22 protein-coding genes, 1 pseudogene and 1 riboswitch are annotated in these 23,318 nt (G+C 73.0%); of the genes and pseudogenes, 8 read left to right on the top strand and 15 right to left on the bottom strand.

The window, feature by feature from the left end:
• Window positions 1-8 precede the first annotated feature (8 nt).
• The 5 genes from ACIQ6Y_RS38790 to ACIQ6Y_RS38770 all read left to right on the top strand — a co-directional run bounded on the left by ACIQ6Y_RS38790 (window position 9) and on the right by ACIQ6Y_RS38770 (window position 4,269).
• On the top strand, window positions 9-917 hold the full coding sequence (locus tag ACIQ6Y_RS38790) for a helix-turn-helix domain-containing protein (protein ID WP_404047461.1): 909 nt from the start codon (window positions 9-11) through the stop codon (window positions 915-917).
• A 153-nt stretch (window positions 918-1,070) separates the two neighbouring features.
• Window positions 1,071-2,042 (top strand): alpha/beta hydrolase, encoded by a 972-nt coding sequence (locus ACIQ6Y_RS38785; RefSeq protein WP_404047459.1) that lies wholly within the window; start codon window positions 1,071-1,073, stop codon window positions 2,040-2,042.
• Window positions 2,043-2,057: 15 nt separating this feature from the next.
• Window positions 2,058-2,780, top strand: a complete 723-nt coding sequence (locus tag ACIQ6Y_RS38780; RefSeq protein ID WP_404047456.1) for an alpha/beta fold hydrolase — start codon at window positions 2,058-2,060, stop codon at window positions 2,778-2,780.
• A gap of 89 nt (window positions 2,781-2,869) precedes the next feature.
• Window positions 2,870-3,724, top strand: coding sequence for an MOSC domain-containing protein (locus ACIQ6Y_RS38775; protein ID WP_404047453.1), 855 nt, complete (start codon window positions 2,870-2,872; stop codon window positions 3,722-3,724).
• A 35-nt stretch (window positions 3,725-3,759) separates the two neighbouring features.
• The gene (locus ACIQ6Y_RS38770) at window positions 3,760-4,269 is read left to right on the top strand and encodes a GNAT family N-acetyltransferase (RefSeq protein ID WP_404047451.1); all 510 of its coding nucleotides are present in this window, start codon (window positions 3,760-3,762) and stop codon (window positions 4,267-4,269) included.
• 50 nt (window positions 4,270-4,319) lie between these two features.
• Here ACIQ6Y_RS38770 and ACIQ6Y_RS38765 read toward each other — a convergent pair whose 3' ends face one another.
• The 11 genes from ACIQ6Y_RS38765 to ACIQ6Y_RS38715 form a co-directional block, all read right to left on the bottom strand.
• Complete coding sequence (locus ACIQ6Y_RS38765) at window positions 4,320-5,216, bottom strand: S1 family peptidase (RefSeq protein WP_404047449.1); 897 nt, start codon at window positions 5,214-5,216, stop codon at window positions 4,320-4,322.
• 279 nt (window positions 5,217-5,495) lie between these two features.
• Complete coding sequence (locus ACIQ6Y_RS38760) at window positions 5,496-6,344, bottom strand: energy-coupling factor ABC transporter ATP-binding protein (protein WP_404047726.1); 849 nt, start codon at window positions 6,342-6,344, stop codon at window positions 5,496-5,498.
• An 8-nt stretch (window positions 6,345-6,352) separates the two neighbouring features.
• Window positions 6,353-7,102: a cobalt ECF transporter T component CbiQ gene (cbiQ, locus tag ACIQ6Y_RS38755; RefSeq protein WP_404047446.1), complete on the bottom strand. Its 750-nt coding sequence runs from the start codon at window positions 7,100-7,102 to the stop codon at window positions 6,353-6,355.
• A gap of 7 nt (window positions 7,103-7,109) precedes the next feature.
• The gene (locus ACIQ6Y_RS38750; RefSeq protein WP_404047443.1) at window positions 7,110-7,484 is read right to left on the bottom strand and encodes an energy-coupling factor ABC transporter substrate-binding protein; all 375 of its coding nucleotides are present in this window, start codon (window positions 7,482-7,484) and stop codon (window positions 7,110-7,112) included.
• Window positions 7,481-8,170, bottom strand: a complete 690-nt coding sequence (locus ACIQ6Y_RS38745) for an energy-coupling factor ABC transporter permease (protein ID WP_404047723.1) — start codon at window positions 8,168-8,170, stop codon at window positions 7,481-7,483. Before ACIQ6Y_RS38745 ends, ACIQ6Y_RS38750 begins: the two co-directional genes overlap by 4 nt.
• A gap of 29 nt (window positions 8,171-8,199) precedes the next feature.
• Window positions 8,200-8,383, bottom strand: a riboswitch (cobalamin riboswitch).
• Between the two features lie 135 nt (window positions 8,384-8,518).
• Window positions 8,519-9,220, bottom strand: coding sequence for a GntR family transcriptional regulator (locus ACIQ6Y_RS38740; protein WP_404047441.1), 702 nt, complete (start codon window positions 9,218-9,220; stop codon window positions 8,519-8,521).
• Window positions 9,221-9,298: 78 nt separating this feature from the next.
• Window positions 9,299-10,303: a proline racemase family protein gene (locus tag ACIQ6Y_RS38735; RefSeq protein ID WP_404047438.1), complete on the bottom strand. Its 1,005-nt coding sequence runs from the start codon at window positions 10,301-10,303 to the stop codon at window positions 9,299-9,301.
• Between the two features lie 29 nt (window positions 10,304-10,332).
• The gene (locus ACIQ6Y_RS38730) at window positions 10,333-11,244 is read right to left on the bottom strand and encodes a dihydrodipicolinate synthase family protein (protein WP_404047435.1); all 912 of its coding nucleotides are present in this window, start codon (window positions 11,242-11,244) and stop codon (window positions 10,333-10,335) included.
• A gap of 43 nt (window positions 11,245-11,287) precedes the next feature.
• Window positions 11,288-12,715 (bottom strand): FAD-dependent oxidoreductase, encoded by a 1,428-nt coding sequence (locus tag ACIQ6Y_RS38725; protein ID WP_404047433.1) that lies wholly within the window; start codon window positions 12,713-12,715, stop codon window positions 11,288-11,290.
• Window positions 12,696-13,016 carry a (2Fe-2S)-binding protein gene (locus ACIQ6Y_RS38720; protein ID WP_404047430.1) on the bottom strand — a complete coding sequence of 107 codons (321 nt, stop codon included), beginning with the start codon at window positions 13,014-13,016 and terminating at the stop codon, window positions 12,696-12,698. Before ACIQ6Y_RS38720 ends, ACIQ6Y_RS38725 begins: the two co-directional genes overlap by 20 nt.
• 48 nt (window positions 13,017-13,064) lie before the next feature.
• Window positions 13,065-14,225 carry an NAD(P)/FAD-dependent oxidoreductase gene (locus tag ACIQ6Y_RS38715; protein WP_404047428.1) on the bottom strand — a complete coding sequence of 387 codons (1,161 nt, stop codon included), beginning with the start codon at window positions 14,223-14,225 and terminating at the stop codon, window positions 13,065-13,067.
• A gap of 234 nt (window positions 14,226-14,459) precedes the next feature.
• On the opposite strand from ACIQ6Y_RS38715, the gene ACIQ6Y_RS38710 reads away from it, so the two are divergent.
• Window positions 14,460-16,793, top strand: coding sequence for a collagenase (locus ACIQ6Y_RS38710; RefSeq protein ID WP_404047425.1), 2,334 nt, complete (start codon window positions 14,460-14,462; stop codon window positions 16,791-16,793).
• A gap of 47 nt (window positions 16,794-16,840) precedes the next feature.
• Here the strand turns inward: ACIQ6Y_RS38710 and ACIQ6Y_RS38705 are convergent, their stop codons facing one another.
• Both ACIQ6Y_RS38705 and ACIQ6Y_RS38700 read right to left on the bottom strand, forming a co-directional pair.
• On the bottom strand, window positions 16,841-17,569 hold the full coding sequence (locus tag ACIQ6Y_RS38705; protein ID WP_404047423.1) for a hypothetical protein: 729 nt from the start codon (window positions 17,567-17,569) through the stop codon (window positions 16,841-16,843).
• 92 nt (window positions 17,570-17,661) lie between these two features.
• On the bottom strand, window positions 17,662-19,239 hold the full coding sequence (locus tag ACIQ6Y_RS38700) for a carbohydrate-binding protein (RefSeq protein ID WP_404047720.1): 1,578 nt from the start codon (window positions 19,237-19,239) through the stop codon (window positions 17,662-17,664).
• A 315-nt stretch (window positions 19,240-19,554) separates the two neighbouring features.
• On the opposite strand from ACIQ6Y_RS38700, the gene ACIQ6Y_RS38695 reads away from it, so the two are divergent.
• Window positions 19,555-20,232 carry an HAD family hydrolase gene (locus ACIQ6Y_RS38695; RefSeq protein WP_404047717.1) on the top strand — a complete coding sequence of 226 codons (678 nt, stop codon included), beginning with the start codon at window positions 19,555-19,557 and terminating at the stop codon, window positions 20,230-20,232.
• A 664-nt stretch (window positions 20,233-20,896) separates the two neighbouring features.
• Here the strand turns inward: ACIQ6Y_RS38695 and ACIQ6Y_RS38690 are convergent.
• Window positions 20,897-22,075: a serine hydrolase domain-containing protein gene (locus ACIQ6Y_RS38690; protein WP_404047421.1), complete on the bottom strand. Its 1,179-nt coding sequence runs from the start codon at window positions 22,073-22,075 to the stop codon at window positions 20,897-20,899.
• Between the two features lie 93 nt (window positions 22,076-22,168).
• On the opposite strand from ACIQ6Y_RS38690, the pseudogene ACIQ6Y_RS38685 reads away from it, so the two are divergent.
• Window positions 22,169-22,465: pseudogene (locus ACIQ6Y_RS38685) on the top strand (M15 family metallopeptidase); the annotation flags it as partial.
• An 11-nt stretch (window positions 22,466-22,476) separates the two neighbouring features.
• On the opposite strand, the gene ACIQ6Y_RS38680 reads toward ACIQ6Y_RS38685, so the two are convergent.
• On the bottom strand, window positions 22,477-23,271 hold the full coding sequence (locus ACIQ6Y_RS38680; protein WP_404047419.1) for a class I SAM-dependent methyltransferase: 795 nt from the start codon (window positions 23,269-23,271) through the stop codon (window positions 22,477-22,479).
• Window positions 23,272-23,318: the final 47 nt, after the last annotated feature.

Raw genomic sequence — 23,318 nt, 5'->3', positions numbered from 1 at the left:
GACGACGGATGACGGCCACCCCTTGCACGATCGAGGCCGAACCCGGCCGCAACCGGATACGGCGTCTGCCCCTGGGCGTCGACATCGTCATCACCGGCCCGGCCCCGGCCGCCCTGCCTGCCGAGCGCCGCGACGGCCCGGCCGGACCGCCGCACCGGCTGCTCGTGCGGGACGGCGGCGAATACCTCTTCGTGGGCCTGCGCGGCGCCACCGCACGGCCCGCGGCCATGCCGGCACCGCCTGCCGGGATTCGTCTCGCCCCCGGAGACGTCTGCTTCTACGACCTGCACCGCCCGCCCGTCACGGCCTTCCCGGCGGGTGCCCGCGCCAAGGTGTTCCTCGTGCCGAGCGCCCTGCTGGGGCTCGCGGAGGCGGACGTACCACGGTTGACCGCCGCGCCCGTGCCGCGGTCCTCCCGGCTCGGTGCCCTGCTGTCGCCACTGCTGTCCGACCTCGCCCATGCCGTCGCGATGGCCCGCAGCCCGGTGGACGAGATGCTCGCCCGCAACGCCGTGAACGTGCTGGCCACCCTCGCCACGGAGCGCCTGGAGGCGGGCACGCGGCCGGGCGAGCCCCGGTCGCCCCTAGTGACGAAGATCCTCGAGTACGTTGAACTGCACCTGGGCGACCCGGAGTTGACCCCGGAGTCCATCGCCCGGGCCCATCACATCTCGGTGCGCTATCTGCACAAGCTGTTCCAGGAACAGGGCACGAGCGTCGGCCGGTGGATCCAGCGCCGGAGGCTGGAGGAGTGCCGTCGGGAACTGGTGCTGCACGGCCGCGGCAACCGGACCATCGCCGCGGTCGCCTCCCGCTGGGGCTTCCTCAGCGCCACCCACTTCAGCCGGGTCTTCCGCAGCACGTACGGGATGTCCCCGCGCGAATGGCGGGAGGCGGCGGGCGGACCGCCCGGGTGACAGGCCGTGTCGGTACAACGGCACCACGAACTCGGGATTCCCCGCAGTGCGCTGGCGGACCGATGCCGGTGCACTGCCGGACAATTCCCGCCCGTCCTGGCGAATTAGCGTGATCGGCGAGGCGAGACACCACCGAAACACCTGGAGTTGTCCATGTCCGAAGCCATCCGACCGGTCGAGCCGGTGCTGGAACCCGCGGCGGCCGCGTTCGCGGAGGCCACCGCCAATCCGCCGTATCTGTTCGACCTGCCGCCCGCCGAGGGCCGCAAGGCCGTCGACGAGGTGCAGTCCGGCGACACCGCCAAGCCGGCGGTCGACGAGGAGTGGGTCACCGTCCCGGGCGGCCCCACCGGAAGCGTCCGCGCCCGGATCGTCAGGCCCGCCGGCGCGACCGGCCCGCTGCCGGTGATCCTCTACATCCACGGCGCCGGCTGGGTGTTCGGCAACGCCCACACCCACGACCGGCTCGTGCGCGAACTCGCCGTCGGCGCCGAGGCCGCGGTGGTCTTCCCCGAGTACGACCTGTCGCCCGAGGCCCGCTACCCCGTCGCCGTCGAGCAGAACTTCGCCGTGGCGCGCTGGATCACCGACCAGGACCCGTCCGGAGGCCTCGACGGCGCGCGGCTCGCCGTCGCCGGTGACTCCGTCGGCGGCAACATGGCGGCCGCGCTGACCCTGCTCGCCAAGCAGCGCGGCGGCGTCCCGCTGCGCCACCAGGTGCTGTTCTACCCGGTCACCGACGCCTCCTTCGACACCGGCTCCTACCACCAGTTCGCCACCGGCTACTTCCTGCGCCGCGACGGCATGCAGTGGTTCTGGGACCAGTACACGACCGACGAGGCCGAGCGCGCCCAGGTCACCGCCTCGCCGCTGCGCGCCACGACCGAGCAGCTCACCGGACTGCCCCCGGCTCTGGTCATCACGGCCGAGGCCGACGTCCTGCGCGACGAGGGCGAGGCCTACGCGAACAAGCTCCGCGAGGCGGGTGTCGCCGTCACCGCCGTGCGCTTCCAGGGCATCATCCACGACTTCGTGATGCTCGACGCCCTGCGCGCGACCCACGCCGCCGAGGCCGCCATCACGCTGGCCGCCGGCACGCTCCGCACCGCCCTGCACAACGCCTGACCAGGAGAGACCCTCATGACCCAGCCCACCACGCCCACCGTCCTCCTCGTCCACGGCGCCTTCGCCGACGCGGCGAGCTGGTCCGGCGTCATCGCCGAGCTCCGCTCCCACGGCATCCCGGTGATCGCCCCGCCCAACCCGCTGCGCGGCCTCGCCTCCGACGCCGCCTACATCGCCTCCGTCGCCGCCCAGATCGACGGCCCGGTCGTGCTCGTCGGCCACTCCTACGGCGGCGCGCTCATCACCGTCGCCGGCACCACCGAGAACGTCGTCGGGCTGGTGTACGTGGCCGCGTACGTGCTGGAGGAGGGCGAGAGCCTCGGTGAGCTCCAGGGCCGCTTCCCGCTCTCCCCGCTGGCGGAGAACCTCCAGCAGTGGACCTACCCGGTGCCCGGCGGGGAGCCGGCCGTCGAGGTGACCATCGCCCAGGACGCGTTCCCCTCGGTCTTCGCCGCCGACGTGCCCGCGGACGTCACCGAGGTCCTGGCGGTCGCCCAACGCCCGCTCGCCGCCGCCGCGTTCGAGGAGACCGCCGCCGCTGTCGCCTGGAGGACCAAGCCGTCCTGGGCGCTGGTCGCCGGAGCCGACCGGGCCATCAACCCCGAGGTGCAGCGGTTCGCCGCCAAGCGCGCCGGGGCGACCGTCGTCGAACTCGACGGCGCGTCCCACGCGGTGGCCGTCTCCGAGCCGAAGCAGGTCGCCTCCCTCATCCGTGACGCGGTACGCGCCACCCGCTGAGGCCACCGGCACGCGCCCCTCTCACGGGGGGCGCGTGGTCTACGATCCCCTCCGGCCCGTAAGGCGACCGCACAGGGGGAACAGCAAACATGTCGGCAGGAACGGTCGAGGCGATCCACCGCTACCCGGTGAAATCCATGCTGGGCGAGACCCTGTCCGGCATGGGGCTCGGCGAGCACGGACTGAACGGCGACCGCACGGTCGCGGTGCTGGACGCGACCGGCGCGATCGGCAGCGCCAAACACCCCCGCAAGTGGGGCCCGTTGCTCGCCTGCCGCAGTGAACTGCTGCACGGCGGAACGGTACGGGTCCACCTCCCGGACGGCACCGCCCTGGCGGTCGGCGACCCCGAACTCGACGCGGCCCTGAGCAAGTTGCTGGGCCGCGAGGTGACGCTCGCCCAGGCCCCGGACCCTCAGGGGCACCGGCTGGAGCGGGCCGTCCCCGACTACCCCGGCGGCATCCCCGAGCGGCTGCGCGAGACGGCCCGACCCGATGACTCCGGCGCCCTCGTCACCTCCGGCGGCGTCGCCCCCGGCACCTTCTTCGACTTCGGCCGGGTCCACCTGGTCACCACCTCCACGCTGGCCCGCCTGCGGGCCGCGCACCCCTCGGGCGACGCCGACGCGCGGCGCTTCCGGCCCAACCTCGTCGTCGCCACCCCGGACGAGCCGGGCTTCGCCGAGGACGCCTGGATCGGCGCCCGGCTGCGCATCGGCACCGCCGTCGTACGGGTCACCGTGCCGACCCCGCGCTGTGTGGTCCCCACCCTGGCGCACGGGACCCTCCCGCCCGACCCCGCCCTGATGCGCGCGGTCGCCCGCGAGCACCGGGTTCCCGTGCTGAGCCTGGGCCGGCTGTCCTGCGTCGGCGTCTACCTGGACGTCGTACGGCCGGGCCTGGTACGCGTCGGCGACCCGGTCGTGCGGGAGGAGAACGAGTGAGCCCGGGCCGCCTCGCGGCCGTACCCTCACCTGACATGAGCACCGACTGGATCACCCGCGCCGAGACGAACGCCGACATCCCCGCCGTCCGCGCGATCGAACTCGCGGCCTTCGACACCCCGCTCGAGGCCGACCTCGTCGACGCGCTGCGGGCCGACGAGGCGTGGATCGAGGGACTGTCCGTCGTGGCCGCCGGGGCCGACGGCACGCCCGTCGGCCATGCGCTGCTGACCCGCTGCCACATCGGCGACGTACCGGCCCTGTGTCTGGGTCCGGTGGCCGTCCTGCCCGAGCACCAGGGCTCCGGCGCGGGAGCGGCGGCCGTCCGTGCGGCCTTGCTGGCCGCCGCGGAACGGGGCGAGCGGTACGTCGTCGTCCTCGGGCACCCCTCGTACTGCCCGAGGTTCGGCTTCACTCGGGCCTCCGCCCACGGCATCGGGGTGACCATCGACGTCCCGGATGAGGCCCTCATGGCACTCGCCCTCGACACGGGCCACCCCCTGCCCGCCGGCACCGTCCGGTACGCGGCGCCCTTCGGCATCTGACCCCGGGCGGGGCGGGGCAGCAGCGCCCCACCCCGCCCGAGGCCGGCGGCTCAGCGGCCGAGCAGTCGCTTCACACGCTTGCCCTTGGCCGACTCGTCCAGCGTCTTCCACAGCTCGTGGGAGCCGGTGTACGTGTACACGCCCGGGGCGCCCTGCTCGGCACAGCCGTCGCCGTAGGACACGACGCCTATCTGGTAGACGCCCTGGCGGCCCTTCAGCTTGCGGAACAGCGGGCCGCCGCTGTCACCCTGGCAGGAGTCCTTGCCCTCGACGCCCGCGCAGACGTTGACCTTCTTGTCGTACTCCGCGTAGGTGGCCTTGCACTCGATGTGCGACACGATCGGCACGTTCACCGCGCGCAGCCGGTCCGCGTACTTCGTCACCTCGGTGTTGGTGTTGCCCCAGCCGATGACCGTGGCCTGGGCGCCGGGGCGGATCAGCGCGTCCGTGCCCTCGGTGGGCAGGTGCACCGGCGCGATGCCCTGGACGGGCTTGTCGAGGAACAGGAAGGCGACGTCGTACGCCTCCTGGCCCCGGGCGTAGCGCGGGTGGACGACGATGTCGGTCACCTGGCGCAGATGGCCCTGGTTCTTCTTGGACAGCACCGTCCGGCCGACGACCGTCTCGATCTCCTTGGGCTTGGTGCCCAGCACACAGTGCGCGGCCGTCATGACCATGTCCGGGGCGAGCAGGCTGCCGCCGCAGAACTGACGGTCGTACGGGCTGCCCGTGCCCTTCTGCAGCAGCGCCGCCATGAACGGGTGCTTGCCGTCGGGCTGGGCGACACCGCCGATGATCTGCGCGGTCGGACGCCCGCGGTCCGCCGAGGTGTCGGCGGCGTGCGAGGTGCCGACGGACGCGGCGGTCAGGGCGAGCGCCGCGCCGGTCGCGGCCGCGGTGGCGGCGATCCGCCGGGCCGTCGCTCTGTGGGGGGTGGACAGACGCATGAAGTGTCTTCTCCGTTCTCCGTGTCTCCGACGGCCACCCGCCCCGACGCCCCCCGGCCCCACGCCGCAACTGCGGCGCCCACCGGGGGAGTCGTCCGGCCGCGGTGGCCGATGTCGTACAGCCAGACGGGATCCACGGAACGGAGGTTCACTCAAGATCAGGCCGAAATGTCAGCCGTTGCACCAGGCCGCGGACGGCGAGTCGCGGCAGACGTCACGACATGGTCAGTGGCCGCCAACTCACCTGTGATGCGTAGCCAGTTGGAGCATCGGCAGCGCTCAGCCGTCCGTCGCCGGTCCGGGCGTCAGTGCGGACAGTTCCTCGGGGGTGCGGGGGCCCCGCTGGGTGTCGGGGAGGAGGCCCTGTGCGCGGAGGAGGTCCGTGGCGGCGATGCCCCAGGGCAGGCGCAGGCCGGCCTGGGTGAGGAGTTCGGTGCGGGCGAGCATCGTGGCGGCCGGGCCGGTGTGGACGCCGGCCGGGGTGAGCAGGGCCGCGTCGTCGGCCCAGCGCAGGGCGAGGTCCACGTCATGGGTGGCCATCACCACGGTGGTGCCGCTCGTGCGCAGCCCGTCGAGCGTGGTCAGGAGCCGCTCCTGGCCGTCCGGGTCGAGACCGGCGGTCGGCTCGTCGAGGATCAGCACCCGTGGCCGCATCGCGACCGCACCCGCGATCGCCGTGCGCTTGCGCTGCCCGTACGACAGCAGATGCGTGGGCCGGTCGGCCAGCGCGGTGATGTCCAGCGCGGCCAGCGCCTCCGCCACGCGCGCGCGTACCTCCGGGTCGGACAGGCCCAGGTTCAGCGGCCCGAAGGACACGTCCTGCGCGACGGACGCGGCGAAGAGCTGGTCGTCGGGGTCCTGCACCACCAGCTGGACCGTCGTGCGCAGCCGGGTCAGCCCGTCGCGGCCGTACGACACCGGCTCGCCCTCGACGGTGAGCCGCCCGGCGCGCGGCCGCAGTCCGCCGCTCAGCAGCCGCATCAGGGTCGTCTTGCCGGTGCCGTTGCGGCCCAGCAGCGCCAGGGCGCGGCCCTCGCGCACGGCGAAGTCCAGGCCGTCGAGGACATCGGGGCCGTCCTCGTAGGCGAAGGACACCCCGTGCAGGGCGACGACAGGGGGCTCGGTCACGGCCTCGCTCACGGCAGGACCCTTTCCAGGACGAAGGTGAGGACGGTGACGGCGGTGAGCAGCCCGACGGCGCCGGCCGTGAAGGGGACGGACACGCGGGCCTCGGGCACCAGCACGCGCAGGGTGCCGTCGTAGCCGCGCCCGGCGAGCCCCGACTGGAGCCGGGCCGCCCGGTCGAAGGAGCGGACGAACGCGGTGGCGCCGAGCCCGGCCAGCGAACGCCAGGTCGCGGCCCGCGTGGTGTGCCCGAGCCGCGCCGCCTGCGCCTCACGGATGCGCCGTACGGAGTCCAGCAGCAGGAAGCTCATCCGGTACGTCACCATCGCCACGTCCACCACGGGCGCCGGCACCCCGGCCCGCACCAGGCGCGGCAGCAGGTCGGACATGGGTGTGGTGAACGCGAACAGCAGGACGCCGAGCGAGGCCGCCGAGGTGCGCAGCATCAGCTCCCCGGCCCGCACGGCACCCCCGTCGGCCAGGGAGAGCCAGCCGTCCGGCCCCCCGACCTGCACCAGCAGGGTGACCGCGCCGCTCGCGCAGAAGCCGAGCGGCACCCGGTACGCACGCCACAGCCGCAGGCCCGGCACACCCGCCGGCCCCAGCAGCACGGCCAGCGCCGTGACCAGGACGAGGGCCGCGCCCGGCCAGGGCGGCAGGGAGATCGCCAGCACGGTCAGACCCAGGCCGAGCACGGCCTTGTCCACGGGATGGCGGTGGCGCCAGCGGCTGCTGTGCGCCGCCACGTCGATGGGCAGCACGCGCGCGTCAGCCCTGCCCGGCGCCGGCGCGGCTGTCGTCGGCGGGGACGTCCCCGCGCTCGGCCTCCAGCCCCGCGCGCGCCCGCTCCTCACCCTGCCGGCGGCCGCGGCGCAGCCCGAAGTAGTAGGCGAGGACGCCCGCGCCGAGAGCCGCCTGGAGGGCGAACAGCGCCGACTCGATCTCGCCGGACGGCGGCTCGTACAGCGGGGAGAACCAGGGCTCGTAGTCCGGGTCGATCTCGGTGATCGCCGTCTCCGCCTCGGAGTCGGAACCGGTGAACGGTTCCTTCTTGTGGTCGCCCAGGCCGAGCGCCAGCGGGAGCACCGCGAGCGCGGCGACGAGGGCCAGCAGCACCAGGTTGATCTTGGTGTTCCGCTTCATCGGGCCACCGCCTCGCTCTTCGGCCCCGTCACCAGCACACCGAGCCGGGTCAGCTCGCCCTTGCTGGACTGCGAGAGCAGCCGCATCACCAGGACCGTCAGCAGGCCCTCGCTGACCGCGAGCGGGATCTGGGTGACGGCGAAGATGGAGCCGAACTTGCCGAGCGCGCCCAGGAAACCGCTGCTCGGGTCGGGGAAGGCGAGCGCGAGCTGCACACTGGTCACGCAGTACGTGGCCAGGTCCGCGAGGAACGCCCCGAAGAACACCGCGACCATCAGCGGCGCGTCGTAGCGGCGCAGCAGCCGATACACGCCGTAGCCCACCCAGGGGCCGGCGATGGCCATCGAGAACACGTTGGCGCCGAGCGTGGTCAGACCGCCGTGCGCGAGCAGCAGGGCCTGGAACAGCAGGGTGATGGTGCCCAGCACCGCCATGATCGGCGGCCGGAACAGGATGGCGCCCAGGCCCGTTCCGGTGGGGTGGGAGCAACTCCCCGTCACCGAGGGCAGCTTGAGCGCGGACAGGACGAACGTGAAGGCACCGGAGGCGCCGAGGAGCAGGGTGCTCTCGGGGTGCTCCTTGACCTCACGGGTGAGTGAGCGCACTCCGTGGACGACAAAGGGGGCGGACGCGACGCCCCAGGCGATCGCGTGCGCCGGAGGAAGAAAACCCTCGGCTATGTGCATGGCCCGGCAGACCCTCTCCAGCACCTCGTGGATGGTTGACATGCCTTGGCCGGTCTCCTGGCTGACGGGTACCACCGCCCGAACTCCGCCTTCCCGGGTCCGAGGACCCAGTGGCTGCCCGTGAGGGCCGGAGCCGGACTTCCCGATCACAGTGGCGAGGGCCGCACCGGTTTCGCACCGGATTTCCCGTTCACCAAGGCGTGGTGACACTAGTGCCCGGAACGCGACGGTGACAAGCGGCCCTCGGGGGCGCACAAGACCGCCAACAGGCTTCCGCCGTGCCACCCCTGTGCCCCGGCGCACCCCGGGAGGGACGCCTCGTGATCATCATCACTGCGCCCCGGCTGTTCACACGGCCTTCGCGGCCTTCGCGGCATTCCCGGCCTTCTGCTCGCCCTCCGCCCACAGCGAGCGGACATGTCCGAGATGGCGGCTCATGCAGCGCTCGGCGCCCTCCGCGTCCCCGGCCACCATCAGGTCGAGCAGCTCGATGTGCTCCTCGGCCGACGGGATGAGCCGGTCGCTCGCGTCCAGCGCGGTGAGCCCGTACAGCCGGGACCGCTTGCGCAGGTCGCCCACGGTCTCGACCAGGCGGTCGTTGCCGCCCAGGGCGAGCAGCGAGAGGTGGAACCGCCGGTCGGCCTCCAGATAGCCGATCAGGTCGTGCTCGCGGGCCGCCGCGACGATCTCCTCGGCGACCGGCCGCAGCGCCTGAAGCTCCGCACGGGAGGCGCTGCGGGTGATCCGGCCGATCATCGGGACCTCGATGAGCATGCGGATCTCGCTGTACTGGTCGAGGTCCCGCTCGTCGACCTCGGTGACCCGGAACCCCTTGTTGCGCACCGGCTCGACCAGCCCCTCGCGGGCGAGGTCCAGCATGGCCTCGCGCACGGGCGTCGCGGAGATGCCGAAGTCCTCCGCGAGCCCGGGCGCCGAGTACACCTGCCCCGGCTTGAGTTCGCCGGAGATCAGCGCGGCACGCAGTGCGTGGGCGACCTGGTCGCGCAGCCGCTCGCGGGTGGTGGCGAGGTTGCGTTGGAGGTGCCCCATGGTGTTCCCTTCGTGCCGCTGCGGATCACCAGAGTACAATGTCACGTTGTTTTCGCCGCCGTCGTACGGCAGTTGCCCTCAGAGGAGAAACCCGCCGGGGAACGGGTCGTCGGGGTCGAGGAAGTACTGCGCCGTACCCGTGATCCAGGCCCGCCCCGTGATCCGCGGCACCACCGCCGGCACCCCGCCCACCTCCGTCTCCTCCACCAGCCGCCCGGTGAACTCCGTACCGATGAACGACTCGTTGACGAAGTCCCGGTGCAACGGCAGCTCCCCGCGCGCGTGCAGCTGCGCCATCCGCGCCGACGTACCGGTGCCGCAGGGCGAGCGGTCGAACCAGCCGGGGTGGATGGCCATCGCGTGCCGCGAACGCCGCGCGTCGGAGCCGGGGGCCGCGAGATACACGTGCTTGAGCCCGGCGATCTCCGGCTGCGCCGGATGCACGGGCCGGTCCGGCGAGGCGTTCACCGCCTCCATGACCGCCAGCCCCGCTGCCAGCAGTTCCTCCTTCCGTGCTCGCTCGAACGGCAGCCCCAGCGCCTCCAGTTCCACGAAGGCGTAGAAGTTCCCGCCGTACGCGAGGTCGTAGGTCACCGAGCCGTACCCGGGCACCTCCACCTTGCGGTCGAGACCGACACAGAAGGACGGCACATTGGTGAGGGTGACCGCCTTCGCGGCCCCGTCCTCGACCTGTACGTCCACACTGACCAGCCCCGCCGGAGTGTCCAGCCGTACGGTGGTGACGGGCTCGGTGACCTGCACCATGCCGGTCTCCACCAGCACGGTCGCGACCCCGATCGTGCCGTGCCCGCACATCGGCAGCAGGCCGGACACCTCGATGTACAGCACCCCGTAGTCGGCGTCCGGCCGGGTGGGCGGCTGCAGGATCGCCCCGCTCATCGCGGCGTGCCCGCGCGGCTCGTACATCAGCAGGGTGCGCAGGTGATCCAGATGCTCGGCGAAGTGGCGGCGCCGCTCGGCCATGGTGGCGCCGGGCACCACCCCGACACCGCCGGTGATGACACGGGTGGGCATGCCCTCGGTGTGCGAGTCGACGGCGTGGAAGACATGACGCGTGCGCACGAACGCCCCTTTCAGTGGGTCCGGTTGCCTCAACGGTGACCGTCGGCGACGGCCTTCTCGGTGGCCGCGCGGATCTCGGCCTCGTACGCCTCGGGCAGCGGCATCCGCGGCGGCCGGGTGGAGCCGCCGGGCACGCCGACGATGTCCATGGACAGCTTGATCGCCTGCACGAACTCGGTCCTGGAGTCCCAGCGCAGCAGCGGGTGCAGCGACCGGTACAGCGGCAGCGCGGTGTCCAGGTCGCGGGCGACGGCCGCGTCGTAGAGCTGGGCACAGGCCTCCGGGAAGGCGTTGGGGTAGCCGGCGATCCAGCCGACCGCGCCGGCCACGGCCAGTTCGAGCAGCACGTCGTCCGCGCCGATCAACAGATCGAGTTCGGGGGCGAGTTCGGCGATCCGGTAGGCCCGGCGCACATCGCCGGAGAATTCCTTCACGGCCACGATCCCCGTCTCGGCGTGCAGCCGGGCCAGCAGCTCGGGCGTGAGGTCGACCTTGGTGTCGATGGGGTTGTTGTAGGCGACGACGGGCAGTCCGGCGCGCGCGACCTCGGCGTAGTGCGCGGTCACCGCCCGCTCGTCGGCCCGGTAGGCGTTCGGCGGCAGGAGCAGCACGCTGCCGCAGCCCGCCTCGGCGGCCTGGTCGGCCCAGCGCCGCGCCTCGGCACTGCCGTACGCGGAGACACCCGGCATCACGCGCGCCCCGTCGCCCGCGGCCTCCACGGCGGTACGGACGACCTGGGCCCGCTCCCGGTCGGTGAGGGTCTGGTACTCGCCGAGCGAGCCGTTGGGCACGACTCCGTCGCAGCCGCTCGCCACGAGCCGGCGCACATGCCCGGCATAGGCGTCGTAGTCGACGGAGAGGTCCTCGCGCAGGGGGAGCGCGGTGGCGACCATGATGCCGCGCCAGGGACGGTCGGCGTTCCAGGAGGCGGTGGTGCTCATCGGGGAACCTTTCTCTGAGGGAGTGGCTTGCGGGTACTGCGGGCTATGTGCCGGGTCCGTCCGGCGTGGGTGGTTCGGCGAGCGCGGCGAGCGCTCCGAGGGGTACAGGCACGGCCAGCGGGCGTCGTTCGGACGAGGCCGGCAGGCCCGAGCCCGCCGCGAGGCAGGCGACGGCCGTGCCGCACACTCGGCCCTGGCACCAGCCCATGCCCGCGCGCGTCAGCAGCTTGACCGTCCGGGCGTCACCGGCCCCCTGCTCGGTGACCGCCTCGCGGATACGTCCGGCGGTGACCTCCTCGCAGCGGCACACGTCCGTGGCGTCGTCGAGCCAGCCGGTCCAGCCCGGACGCGGCGCGTGTACGGCGGCCATCAGTGCGGCGAAGGCCCGCAGCCGGGCCCGCCCGCGCCGCAGCCGCCGTAGCCGGGACTCGGGAAGGGGTCGGCCGCCGACCCGGGCGGCGGCAGCGGCTCCGGCGAGCTCGCCCTCCAGCAGGGCGAGATGCACCCCGCCGACGCCGCCGGTCTCGCCCGCGGCCCACAGGCCGGGCACGGAGGTCTCCTGTTGGTCGTCGAGGGCGAGCGCGTGGGTGCCGTCCGGGGTACGGCGGGTCGTACAGCCCAGTGCGGTGGCCAGGTCGATGTGCGGGACCAGGCCGTGCCCCACGGCGAGCGCGTCGCAGTCGATGCGGCGGCCCGACCCCCGTACGGGCCGCCAGTCGTGGTCCAGCCGCGACACCGTGACGGCCTCCACCCGGTCCGTGCCGTGCACCTGCGTCACCGCGCTGCGGGTGCGCACCCGGACCCGGTGCCGGAGCAGGGCCAGGGCGTGCGGCGCGGCCTCGGCGAGCTTGCCCGCGGTGAGCAGGTGCGGACGGCGGGCGTAGCCCAGGTAACCGGAGGCCTCCACCAGCGCCGGGACACGCGCACCGGCCGAGGCGAGCGACGCGGCGACGGCGAGCAGCAGCGGGCCGCTGCCCGCGACGACGACCCGGCGGCCGGGCAGCACGAGGCCCGACTTCAGCAGGGCCTGCGCCCCGCCCGCCCCGACGACACCCGGCAAGGTCCACCCAGGGAAGGGGAGTTGACGCTCAAACGCCCCGGTGGCGAGCAGCACCGTCCGGGCCCGCACGGTGACCGGGCGGTCGTCGTCGGCGATCGCGTGCACCGCGAAGCCGTCCGGTTCACGGGCCACCGTCCACACCTGGTGTCTCGGGAGATGGTCCACCGCGCTCTCGCCGAGGCGGCCGCGAAGGTCGGCGTACGTCCGCCAGCCGTGGTGCATGGCCTCGGGGCGGGCGGCGCCGAGGCCGGGGGAGGGGTGCCGGTAGTACTGGCCGCCGGTCTGCGCGCTCGCGTCCAACAGGGCGACGCCCAGCCCGAGTTCGGCCGCCGTGACCGCGCCCGCGAGTCCCGCGGGGCCCGCACCGATCACCGCCAGGTCGTACACGGGGTCAGACGGCGAGGTCGGCATGACCGTGTCCCTCCTGGGTGGTGACGGCGTCGCCGGGGCGGGCCGGGACCAGACAGGCCCGGAGGTTCGGGCGGCCGTTGACCGTCAGCAGGCAGTCGTAGCAGTGCCCGATGCCGCAGAACGCGCCCCGCGGCCGGCCGCCCACCCGCGTGGTCCGCCAGGCGAGCACACCCGCCGCCCAGAGCACGGCGGCCACGGACTGCCCGGGGAGGGCGGCGAGGGGCCGGCCGTCGAAGGTGATCTCGAACCCGGACTCCGGTGCCGCGCCGACGAGTTCGGCCGGACTGCGGTCACGCGCCATCACGGGCCTCCTTTCCTGAAAGGTCACTTCCTGAAGGGGCACCAAGGGTCATTCGCATACGGTCGTCCCGAATCGCTCCGGCCTGAACGGACCGGCATCCAGGGGGAGTTCACCCCCGGCGACCAGCGCCGCGATCACCTGCCCCGTCGCCGGAGCCAGCCCGATCCCCGCGCCCTCATGGCCGCAGGCGTGCAGCAGGCCGGGCCGGCGGGGGTCGGCACCGATGGCGGGCAGATGGTCGGGGAGGTAGGGCCGGAACCCGGCGTACGTGCGGATCGCGCGCACCGAGCCGAGCACCGGGAACAGCCGTACCGCCTGGGCGGCCAGACGCCCGAGCGCCTCCACGGAGACGGTGCGGTCGAAGCCGACCCGCTCCCGGCTCGCCCCGATCAGCACCGGCCCCGCCGGGGTGCCCTCGACGACGGCCGAGGTCTGCAGCGCCGCCGAGTCGCTGGCCACGTCGGCGACATAGTCCGCCGCGTACACCTTGCGCCGCACCACGCGCGGCAGCGGCTCGGTGACCAGGACGAACCCCCGCCGGGGCCGCACCGGCAGCGTGACCCCCGCCATCCGGGCCACCTCCCCGCCCCAGGTGCCCGCCGCGTTCACGACGTACGGGGCATGGAGTTCACCCGCGGGCGTCCGCACGCCCCGCACCGCGCCGTCCGGGCCGGTGAGCACGGCGGTGACCTCCTCGCCGAGCCGGAGCCGCACCCGGTCCCCGACCGCGCGCAGCAGATGGGCCGCGGCGAGGGCGGGCTGTACCTGGGCGTCCTCGGGGTAGTGGACGCCTCCCGCGAGATCGGGGGCCAGGTGCGGTTCCAGCTCGGCGAGCCGGTCGGCGGGGACGTCGTCGGCGGTGACGCCCGCGGCGCGCTGCCGGTCGGCGAACTCCCGCAGGGCGGCAAGGCCTTTGTCGCCGTCGGCGACGACCAGGCCGCCCTTCGGCTCGTACTCGACGGCCGACGGCAGCACATCGGCGAGTTCGCGCCACAAACGGGAGGAGAGCAGGGCCAGGTCGAGTTCGGGGCCGGGTTCCTTGTCGGAGACGAGGAGGTTTCCCTCGCCCGCCCCGGTGGTCCCGCCGGCGACGGGGCCGCGGTCGACGACGGTGATGCTGAGGCCGGCGCGGGCGGCGTAGAAGGCGCAGGCCGCGCCGACCACACCCGCTCCGACCACGATGAGATCCGCAGAGTGTCTCGTGGGCACCTCAGTAATATTTCACATTGCACTGGGGCTGCCAAGGGTGGCCACGAACCGATGTGCCGAGTCGCCTGAACTGACGTCTCGTCATATGACGTGTCCGTGCACGGGGGTTGTCAGTGCAATTTCACATTACTACGTTACGCATCACATGGTTCCGCCCGTTCAGCGCGGCGATCTTCCCCCGCGGCGGCGCCATCGCAACCCCCCCATTCACCCCACTCCCCACAGGAGTCATCGGTGTTCCTCACGAGAACCCGGCACACCTCTCGCCCCCTCGGCAGATGGCGGCGCATATCCCTGCTCACGGTCTCGACGGCCCTGGCCGTCGGCCTCACGGGCCTGCCCAGCGGGCACGCGGCGACCGCCGCCAACTCCCCTTCAGCGCCCGCCCCTTACGGCGACCGCGACCATGTGGAGCACCTGACCGAAGCGCCCAGGATCAGCGCCCTGCGGCCGACCGCACCCGGCGGCGCCCGGGCCGACGGCCGCGTCCGCGGCGCCACGACCGCCCTGCGCGGGAGCACCGCCCGCGCTCTCGCAACCTGCACCCTCGACGGGGTGACCGGGCTGACGCCCGAACGGTTCGCGGACTTCCTCACCGACCCGGCCGTCACGGCCGACGGCTGTCTGCGCACCCTCATCTGGACCTGGGACGGACGCCTGGCGCCCGTCATGTCCGACGCGCACGTCCAGGCGGTCTCCCGGCGGGCCGCGACCCTCGCCCCGGGCCACGACGGCACCGACAGCAGGCATCTGCTGGAGCTGTTCACCTATCTCCACGCGGTGGCCTACCACGACTTCTCGCGCCCCGAGATCGACGTCACCGACGCCCCGACCGTCGCGGCGATGCGCCAGGCCGTCGACGCCTTCGGCGTAGCCCCGCGCACCTTCGACGCCACCCGCACCAACGCCGAAACCCTCCGTGAGGCCCTCTACGCGGCCAGTGCCCCGGGCCTGCGCCAGTACCAACTCCCGTTGGTGAAACGGGTCCTGGCCACCATGGGTCCCGACCGCGTCACTGCCCAGGACACCAGCTGGGCCGGTGCCGCGCTCGCCGCGCTCTCCCTGAACTACCTCGGCGTCTACCCCGGCAACCGGGACACCGCCTTCCACGACGCCGTCGTCGCCGACCCCTCCTACCGGGCCGCCTTCCGCACCTTCGCGACGTACACCCACCTCAAGGACCGGCCCAACGCCTGGGTCGTGCGCGACGCGCTCGGCGAGTACGGCCGCTTCGGGCAGATCGACCGGCTCCGCAGCGAGACCGTCACCGGCCTCGGCGCCCTCCTCGACACCACGGCCCGCACCTTCGGCGACCGCAGCGCCCCCTGGGCCAAGGTCGCGAGCTGGCTGATCGAGTTCGACGCCTGCACGCCGTACCGCGTGTGCCGGGCCGACATCGAACGCCGTCTCTTCCCCTACACCTTCGCCTACGGCACCGACGTCCGCGGCGACGCCATGCGGGTGCGCACCGGCCTGGACCGGGCCACCGTCGACCAGCTGTACTACGCGAGCAAGCAGGTCAAGGCCCAGTTCCACCGCGTCCTCGGCACGCTGGAGCCACTGCGCGGCGACACCAACACCACCCTGAACATCGTCCTGTACGCCTCACGCGCCGACTACGAGAACTTCCACCCGCTGCTCACCGGCATGGGCACCGAGAACGGCGGCATCTACATCGAACGCGGCGCGACCTTCTACACGTACCAGCGCCGGGTGCCGCAGGACTCCTCGCTCACCCTGGAGGAACTGTTCCGCCACGAGTACACCCACTATCTGAACGGCAGATGGGCCGTGCCCGGACTGTTCGGCGAGGGCTCCTGGTACCAGGGCGACCGCACCACCGCCATGGACGAGGGCACCGCCGAGTTCTTCGCCGGCGCCACCCGCGACGACGGCGTCAAGGTGCGCGCGTCCCTGGTCCGCGGCATCATCCGGGACACCGCGAACGGCGGCCCCCGCATGAGCGTCGACCAGCTCCTGCACGCCACCTACGACGGCGACGGCTTCCGCTTCTACTCGTACGCGGGCACGTTCTTCAGCTTCCTGTGGCTCGAACACCCTGCCCAGCTCAAGGAGATGTACCGGCACCTGCGCGCCGACGACCCGGCGGCCTTCGACGCCTGGCGCGACCGGCTGGGCCGGGACACGGCGCTCCAGCGGGCCTACGACGCCTTCCTCGACGAGCAGATCGCCCACGTCGACGACCTGTTCGTGCCCGCCACCCGGCACACACCGCTCGGTGAACTGGGCGCCGCCACCGTCGCCGACGTACGGTCGTCGTTCGCGGCCACCACGTACACGACACCGGAGTGCGCCGCCGGCGGCAGCACGGACCGTCCGCGCTTCGTCTGCACCGGCAGGATCACCGCGAACCTCACGGACGCCGGCAGTGCCGACCGGGTGTTCGCCGACATGGCGGAGACCGTCGACTACTTCCTCCTCGACCGGAGCCTGCGCGGGGTGAACAACCTCGCCGACATGAACTGCTCCTTCGGTGAGGTCACCCTCTGGTCCTCGGGCCGCGCGGGCACCTCGGACTACCGCTGCGAGGGACCGCTGCGTCCCTGATGCTCAAGGCGCCCGGCCGGCACCCTGTCGGCCGGGCACGGGCCCGGTCAGCCCACCCGGTCGCCCGGCCCGACCGGGTGCGCCTCCAGGTCGGGCGAGGCCAGAAGGTCGGCGATCAGTGCGGGGGAGCCGCCGACGTAGGAGCTGACCAGGTCGACGTCACCGCCCACGCACCAGGCTCGGTCCTGCGGCCACCACAGATCCGGCAGCTCGGCGAACTCGTCCAGGGTCAGCGGGGACACGGCGTCGGCGAGCGGCCCGGACAGCAGCACCTCGTCCCGGCCGGGCGTCGGGAAGGTCGGCACGCCCTCCCACTCCCATCGCCCGTAGCCGGCCCACAGCCCGAACCAGCACTGCTCCGGCGTCCCGGTGTGCCGCGCCAGGATCGGGATCAGGGCCTGCGCGACGACGGGCGGCGTCGGCCCCTCCCAGGCATGCTCGTCCCAGACGCCCGGCAGCCCGTACTCGTCGGCGTTGTGGTAGTCGCGGTCCATGCCGATCACCTCGTGCCAGTCGGTGAGCGGCGCCACCTCCCGCCCGTACGCGGCGGCCACGGTGTCCCACCGCACCGGCCGCTCGTCGAGCTCCGCCGGATGCAGCACCCGCGCGTACGCGGCGAACCCGGGCGCGGCGACACCCGCCACCGTCCCGAACGCCCCGGCCCCGGCGGGGCCCTTGCCGATCCACTCGGCGGGGCCGAGATCGTCGGTACGCACACGCAGGCGCCCGTACCGCTCGGGCGCAGGTTCCCGGTCCACCGGGCGATATTCGCTCATCCGTACAGTCTGCCTGTTCAGGGACGTGCCGAGGCCCGGACGGCCCCTGCCTGTGGGGTGGAGAGGCCGCCCGGGAGCTAAAGGTGCCGGTCCTACAGCGTGACCGGGCGGCCGCCGAAGGTCACCGCCAGCCGGCCGTCCGAGGCGAAGGACCAGCCGAGGGCACCGGCGTACGTCGTGCACCGGGAGCCGTTCGAGCCGGACCAGAACTGGTTCGAGCTGTCGGCGTCGCCGACGATCCGGTCGTTCGTGCCGCTGGCGCTGCGGCACGAGGTGTTGCCGCGGAACACCGAGGTCCCTGCGTCGAAGTTGAAGTTGCGCTCGCCGTTGTCGACGCTGACGTTGCCGGAGACCGCCATCGAGCCGGGGTTGCTGTTGTAGGTGAACCCGTGCTTGCCGTTGCGGTAGGCGATGCTGCGGCGCACGACGTGGTTGACGGCGATGTCCTCGCCGCCGAGCTTGTAGCCGTTGCGGTCACCGGCACCGGCCTGGGAGCCGTCGCTGAGGGTGCCGTTGTTGTAGGACAGCGAGTCCTCGATGGTCACCGGGCCGATCGGGCCGGTGTCCGGCTTGGTGTACAGGTCCCAGCCGTCGTCGATGTTGTTGTGGGCGACGGCGTAGCGGAACACGTTCCCGGGGCCGGTGGTGAGCTTCGCGGCGAACCCGTCGGCGTCCTCGCCGTCGGAGTCGGCGTTGTCGTGCGACTCCGCGCTCACGATCAGGTTGTTCGACGGCCACTCGCTGCTCGGGGTGGTCGAGGCGATGCGCCCGAGCTGGAGGCCGGTGTCCCGGTTGAAGCGCGTGACCGTGCGCTCGATGACGTTGTTGCTGCCGCCGACGTAGATGCCGTTGTCCCCGGCCCGCTGGACGACGAGGCCGCGGATGTGCCAGTACGACGCGTTCAGCTGGAGTCCGCGGTTCGACGAACTCTCGGTCTGCGCCGAGAAGTTGAGCACCGGCGTCTCGCCGGGGTAGGCGGCCAGCGTGGTGCGCGCGGAAGCGGTGCCGTTCTTGCCGACCGGGATCGTGACCGTGGTGGCCTGGTTGTACGTGCCGCCGCGCAGGTAGATCGTGCCGCCCGAGGCGACGCGGCTGATCGCGGAGGTGAGCGTGGTCGGGGCGTCCGCCGTGCCGGCCGCGCCGTCGGTGCCGTTCGGGGCGACGTAGAGCGCGCTGCCGGTCGGAGGCGGGGTGGTGGTGCCGCTGACCTCGGCCTCGAGGTAGTCGATGTTGGGCAGGCCGGCCGCCGTGGTGGAGCTGAACCGGATGGTGTTGCTGCCCTGGACGACCGGCACGGTGAGTGTCTTCGTCGTCCATGCCGTCCAGGTGCCGGTGCCCTCGAACGACGGCGTTCCGGCGGAGGTGCCGTTCACCGTGAGGGTCGCGGGCCGGGCGGTGGTCGTGCCGTTGGCGAACCGGACCGACAGGGTCGCGGTGCCGGCCTCGGCGGCGTTCACGGTGAACTGCAGTGCGGCGCCTGTGGCGTTGCGGCCGTCGCAGAAGCCGGTGCCGGAGTATCCGGCGTGCTTGGTGTCGATGGTGCCGTCGCAGACAGCGGGCGCGCTCTCGGCCTCGTAGCGGGTCGGGGCGGCCGTCGCGGCGGCGCCGGGCAGCGCCACGACGGCGCCGAGCGCCAGGCCGGCGCATGCCAGCAGCGACAGCGATGACATCGGTTTCATGAAGGGGTCCTCGTCCTTCTCCGTGGTCGCCTGGGGTGCAGGCGGGTGAGGTGCGGGCTCAAGACACACGAGAGGGAAAGCGCTTGCTACGCTAGGAACGCTGCCGTGGGCACGTCAAGAGGTGTGCGTGCTTCCTGTGGGGCAACCGGGGTTCGGCCGGCGCTTCTTGTGGGGCGTCAAGGCTTCGGCCGGCGCTTCCTGTGGGGCATCAGGGGCCAGGCCGGCCGCCACCCGCGAGTTCCCCAGGGGTGCGGAGGGCCGCCCTCGCGAAGCCCCTGACATGATCGGCCCGTGAGAGACGCAGCCATGGGGGCGACCCGCCCGAGGTACGTGTTGTTCGACGTCGACGGCACCCTGATCGACGCCGTCGCCAACCAGCGCCGGGTGTGGCACACCTGGGCACGGCGGTACGGGCTCGACCCGGAAGAGGTCCACGCGGTGGCGCTGCGCACCCGCCCGACCGAGACCTTCGCCCAAGTCGCCCCGGACCGCGACCCCGACACGTGCCTCACCGCCCTGCACGACCTGGAGGACGAGGACGTCCGCCACGGCACCTACACGGCCTTCGACGGCGCCTGCGCACTCCTTGCCGCACTTCCGCCCGGCTCCTGGGCGCTGGTGACCTCCAACTACGAACACCGCGTGCGCGGCCGGTTCCGGCGCACCGGCCTGCCCGACCCCGCCCTGGTCGTCGACGCGGCCACCGTCGAGGAGGGCAAGCCCTCACCGATGCCCTACCTCCACGCGGCCGCCCTGCTGGGCGCCGACCCGCACGACTGCCTCGTCATCGAGGACGCCGCGTCCGGCGTGCGGTCGGGACTGGCTGCCGGGATGACGGTGTGGGGCGTCAACACGGCTGAGCCGGTGACGGGAGTGCACCGCCACTTCGCCACGCTGCGGGAGGCGATGCCGTACATCCTGGACTTCGTGGGGCGGTCTGCCGGGGGGTCTTCGCCCGAGAAGCCGGCGCATGTGGGGACCTGACCCGTGGGCCTCGCCCGGAAATGTCAGCGGTGGCCGCGCCCGGCGCAATAGCCTGTGGGCATGTGCCGGTATGCGATGCCCTACAAGGTTCACTACGTCTGCCTGGCGTGTCGTTCGTCGTACAAGCAGAACGGGACGCCGCCTCGTGAGCATCCCTGCCCGCGCTGCCGCCGGCCGATGATCGACGCCGGGTACGACCTGGCGGTCCCCCCGCGGCGCGACAGCCAGGCATGGAAGGCCCTGGAAGCGGTGCTCCTTGCCGGGCTCACATTCCACTCCTGCGGATGCGGCGGCCCTGGATTCCGCCCTCGCACCTGGTCACAGGTCCGTGAGAGGCGCGCAGCGGCCCGGCGGCTCGGCATTGCGGAGGATGCGGCTTTGCGGCGCCACGAGCCCTGGGAAGACCGGCCCTAGGGCCTGTCGTTTGGATCAGGTCGGCTGATAGGGACTGCGCTTCTTGGCCGGGTCGAGCGGGGTCTGGTGCGTGCAGCTGCAAGGCGGAGGAGGGAGTCGACGCGATGGGGGTCCCCCCGCGCGAGCTCGATTCGAGCGTGGGGGAGTCGGCAACCGACGACAACGCCGCTGGGGGTCCCCCCACGCCCTTAAGGCAGTGGGGGAGTGCGTGCCAGGCCCCGCGACGCCGGCATGATCCAAACGACAGGCCCTAGGTCCTGCGGGCCCCGGCGCACAACGCGTGGTCGATGAGGGCACTGGCCGCGTTCTCCTGTTCCAGGATGTGGTGCGGGGTGTCGCCGCGGGCCTCGGACATGGAGACCACGGCGCTGCGCCTGCCGTCGTCGGTGACGCCGTTGAGGGTGATGTAGCCGCCGTCCCCGCCCTCATGGCTCCAGTACGTTCCTCCGCAGGTGAGGGGGCGTTCGACCAGGCCGAGACCGTAGCGGCCGCCGGGCCAGAGCTGTTGGACGTCCGCGCTGACGGCGACGGTCTGCCGCATCTCGGCAAGTTGCCGTGCCGGGAGCAGTCGGCCGCCTAGCAGGGCGCGGAGGAGGACGTTCTCGTCCCGCGTGGTCGTGACCCACGAGAGGTTCTCGTGGCCCACCGGTATCTGGTCGGTGACGTCCACCCGGGCGTCGGGGCCGAAGAGCTGGTAGGCCCGGGCGTGAGGCTCGGGGAGGCCGGGCGAGACGCCCATCCACCTGGTGCCGTGCAGGCCGAGCGGGCGAAGGATGCGGTCCTCGATCTCCTGGTGGGCGGGTCGGCCGGTGGCCTTCTGGACGATCAGGTCGAGCAGGACGTAGCCGGTGTTGGAGTACGCCCAGCCCTTGCCGGGCCGGAAGTCGGGTGCGTGGGCCATGGCGCGGGCGATCAACTGCTCGGCGCTGTAGAGGTCGTGGCGTTGCTCGTAGTACTCCTCCGGCGTGGTGTATCCGGGCAGGTCGTCGTGGATGCCGCTGGTGTGCTGGAGCAGTTGGCGGACGGTGATGCGCCTGCCGTCGTTGCCGTGGCCCCGGACCACGCCCGGCAGCCAGTGGTCGACCGTGTCGTCGAGGGACAGCCTGCCCTCCGCCTCCAGTTGGAGGACCACGGTGGCGACCAGCGTCTTGGACGTGCTGGCCATGCGGAAGTAGCCGTCGGCGGGCACCGGTCGGCCGGTGCCGAGGTCGGCGGTACCGCTGGTGGCGACCGACTGCCGGCCGTCGGGCCCGATCACGCGAGCCTGCACCCCGCTGACCCCGAGGGCATGGATCGCTGCGGTGTCCCGGCGCAACTGCTCAGCAGGAGAGGCACCCGCGGACCGAGCGACGCCGCTGGTCGCCCCGGCGGTGAACAGCATGGCGACACCGATGGCGACGGCGAGGCGCTTACGCAGAGTCGAGGTCATGGCCCCACGCTATTTTCGCTTCCCACGGGAAACGATCCGGCCCACCCCAAGCCCGGAACGGGGGACAGCCCTACGCCGCCTTGCGCAGGAAACGCTCCCCACAGCGCGGGCGCCGCCGTGGACCTGACCCTCCTGTCCGCCGACGGGCGCGAACTCGACCTGGGCACAAGGATGAACGCGAGCCCCGAGGACAGCGACGGCGCCTGCTGCACCGACGCCCCGGGTATCGGGCCGGAGGCGCGTGCCATCCGCCGTATGCTCGCGGCCGCGCTCACCGCGGCCGGGCTGGTCAACTACCCGACCGAGTGGTGGCATTGGTCCTACGGCGACCGGTACTGGGCCTGGGCCACCGGAGCGGACAGCGCGCTGTACGGGCCCGAGGAGCGGTGAGGGGTTCCGGGTCAGGGGCGGCGGCCGTACGCCACGAAGTGGGCGGCGAAGACGCGGATGTCGCCCGGGTCCCGCTCCATGCGACGGAACGCCTCGTCCCAGCGGGCGAGTTCCTCCGGTCCCGCCAGACCCTCCGCGACGAGGGCGTCGCGGGCCGCCCAGGCGGGGCCGCGCATGCCGGGCGGGGGTGTGACGACCTCGATGTGGCCCTCGTAGGCGGCGACTTCGAGGCCGGCGGCGGTGAGGAGTTCGTCGAGGCGGCTGCCGACGGTGAGGTCGTTGCCGCGGCGCCGGTGCAGTTCGCGGTAGCGGTCCTCCAGGTCCAGCAGGACCTCGGGGGCTCCGCGCACGCGGAAGTCGCGCATGTCGACGTCGACCAGGTACACCGCACCGCCGCCCGGCCGCGCCAGGGTGGCCAGATGGTCGACGACGGCCTGCTCCCGGCCGCCGTTGTGCGCGAGCACATGCCGCAGCATCACCAGGTCGAAGGTCCCGGCGGGCAACCCGGTCGCGACGGCGTCGCCGGCGAGCGTGTGCACCGCGACCCCGGCCCGCTCGGCGAGGGCCGAGGCGGTCGTGAGGGCGCCCTCGTCCCGGTCCACGGCCCACACGGCACCCTCCGGACCGGCCAGGCCGGCCAGCCGTAGGGAGATCGCGCCCGGACCGCACCCCACATCGGCGATCCGCGCGCCGGGCACCGCCCCGGCGGCCCGCCACAGATCACGTTCGCGGCGCTCGGCGGCCTCGGCCATCAGCCGGTAGCGCGCGATCTCCGGTTCGCTGAGGGACAGCAGATAGTCGGCCACGTCACCTATCGTGCACCCGGGGCGCGCCCCTGTCGTGCCCGTCCACG

The sequence above is a fragment of the Streptomyces sp. NPDC096205 genome, assembly GCF_044763135.1.
In the GTDB taxonomy this organism is placed as follows: Bacteria; Actinomycetota; Actinomycetes; order Streptomycetales; family Streptomycetaceae; genus Streptomyces.
Note: the sequence above shows the minus strand (reverse complement) of the source record. Positions and strands in the feature narration are given on the sequence as shown.

Excerpts from the sequence above, each read along its gene's own strand:
- ACIQ6Y_RS38790 (WP_404047461.1), top strand. The coding sequence starts at position 9 with ATGACGGCCACCCCTTGCACGATCGAGGCCGAACCCGGCCGCAACCGG.
- ACIQ6Y_RS38785 (WP_404047459.1), top strand. The coding sequence starts at position 1,071 with ATGTCCGAAGCCATCCGACCGGTCGAGCCGGTGCTGGAACCCGCGGCG.
- ACIQ6Y_RS38780 (WP_404047456.1), top strand. The coding sequence starts at position 2,058 with ATGACCCAGCCCACCACGCCCACCGTCCTCCTCGTCCACGGCGCCTTC.
- ACIQ6Y_RS38775 (WP_404047453.1), top strand. The coding sequence starts at position 2,870 with ATGTCGGCAGGAACGGTCGAGGCGATCCACCGCTACCCGGTGAAATCC.
- ACIQ6Y_RS38770 (WP_404047451.1), top strand. The coding sequence starts at position 3,760 with ATGAGCACCGACTGGATCACCCGCGCCGAGACGAACGCCGACATCCCC.
- ACIQ6Y_RS38765 (WP_404047449.1), bottom strand. The coding sequence starts at position 5,216 with ATGCGTCTGTCCACCCCCCACAGAGCGACGGCCCGGCGGATCGCCGCC.
- ACIQ6Y_RS38750 (WP_404047443.1), bottom strand. The coding sequence starts at position 7,484 with ATGAAGCGGAACACCAAGATCAACCTGGTGCTGCTGGCCCTCGTCGCC.
- ACIQ6Y_RS38745 (WP_404047723.1), bottom strand. The coding sequence starts at position 8,170 with ATGCACATAGCCGAGGGTTTTCTTCCTCCGGCGCACGCGATCGCCTGG.
- ACIQ6Y_RS38740 (WP_404047441.1), bottom strand. The coding sequence starts at position 9,220 with ATGGGGCACCTCCAACGCAACCTCGCCACCACCCGCGAGCGGCTGCGC.
- ACIQ6Y_RS38730 (WP_404047435.1), bottom strand. The coding sequence starts at position 11,244 with ATGAGCACCACCGCCTCCTGGAACGCCGACCGTCCCTGGCGCGGCATC.
- ACIQ6Y_RS38725 (WP_404047433.1), bottom strand. The coding sequence starts at position 12,715 with ATGCCGACCTCGCCGTCTGACCCCGTGTACGACCTGGCGGTGATCGGT.
- ACIQ6Y_RS38720 (WP_404047430.1), bottom strand. The coding sequence starts at position 13,016 with ATGGCGCGTGACCGCAGTCCGGCCGAACTCGTCGGCGCGGCACCGGAG.
- ACIQ6Y_RS38705 (WP_404047423.1), bottom strand. The coding sequence starts at position 17,569 with ATGAGCGAATATCGCCCGGTGGACCGGGAACCTGCGCCCGAGCGGTAC.
- ACIQ6Y_RS38700 (WP_404047720.1), bottom strand. The coding sequence starts at position 19,239 with ATGTCATCGCTGTCGCTGCTGGCATGCGCCGGCCTGGCGCTCGGCGCC.
- ACIQ6Y_RS38695 (WP_404047717.1), top strand. The coding sequence starts at position 19,555 with ATGGGGGCGACCCGCCCGAGGTACGTGTTGTTCGACGTCGACGGCACC.
- ACIQ6Y_RS38690 (WP_404047421.1), bottom strand. The coding sequence starts at position 22,075 with ATGACCTCGACTCTGCGTAAGCGCCTCGCCGTCGCCATCGGTGTCGCC.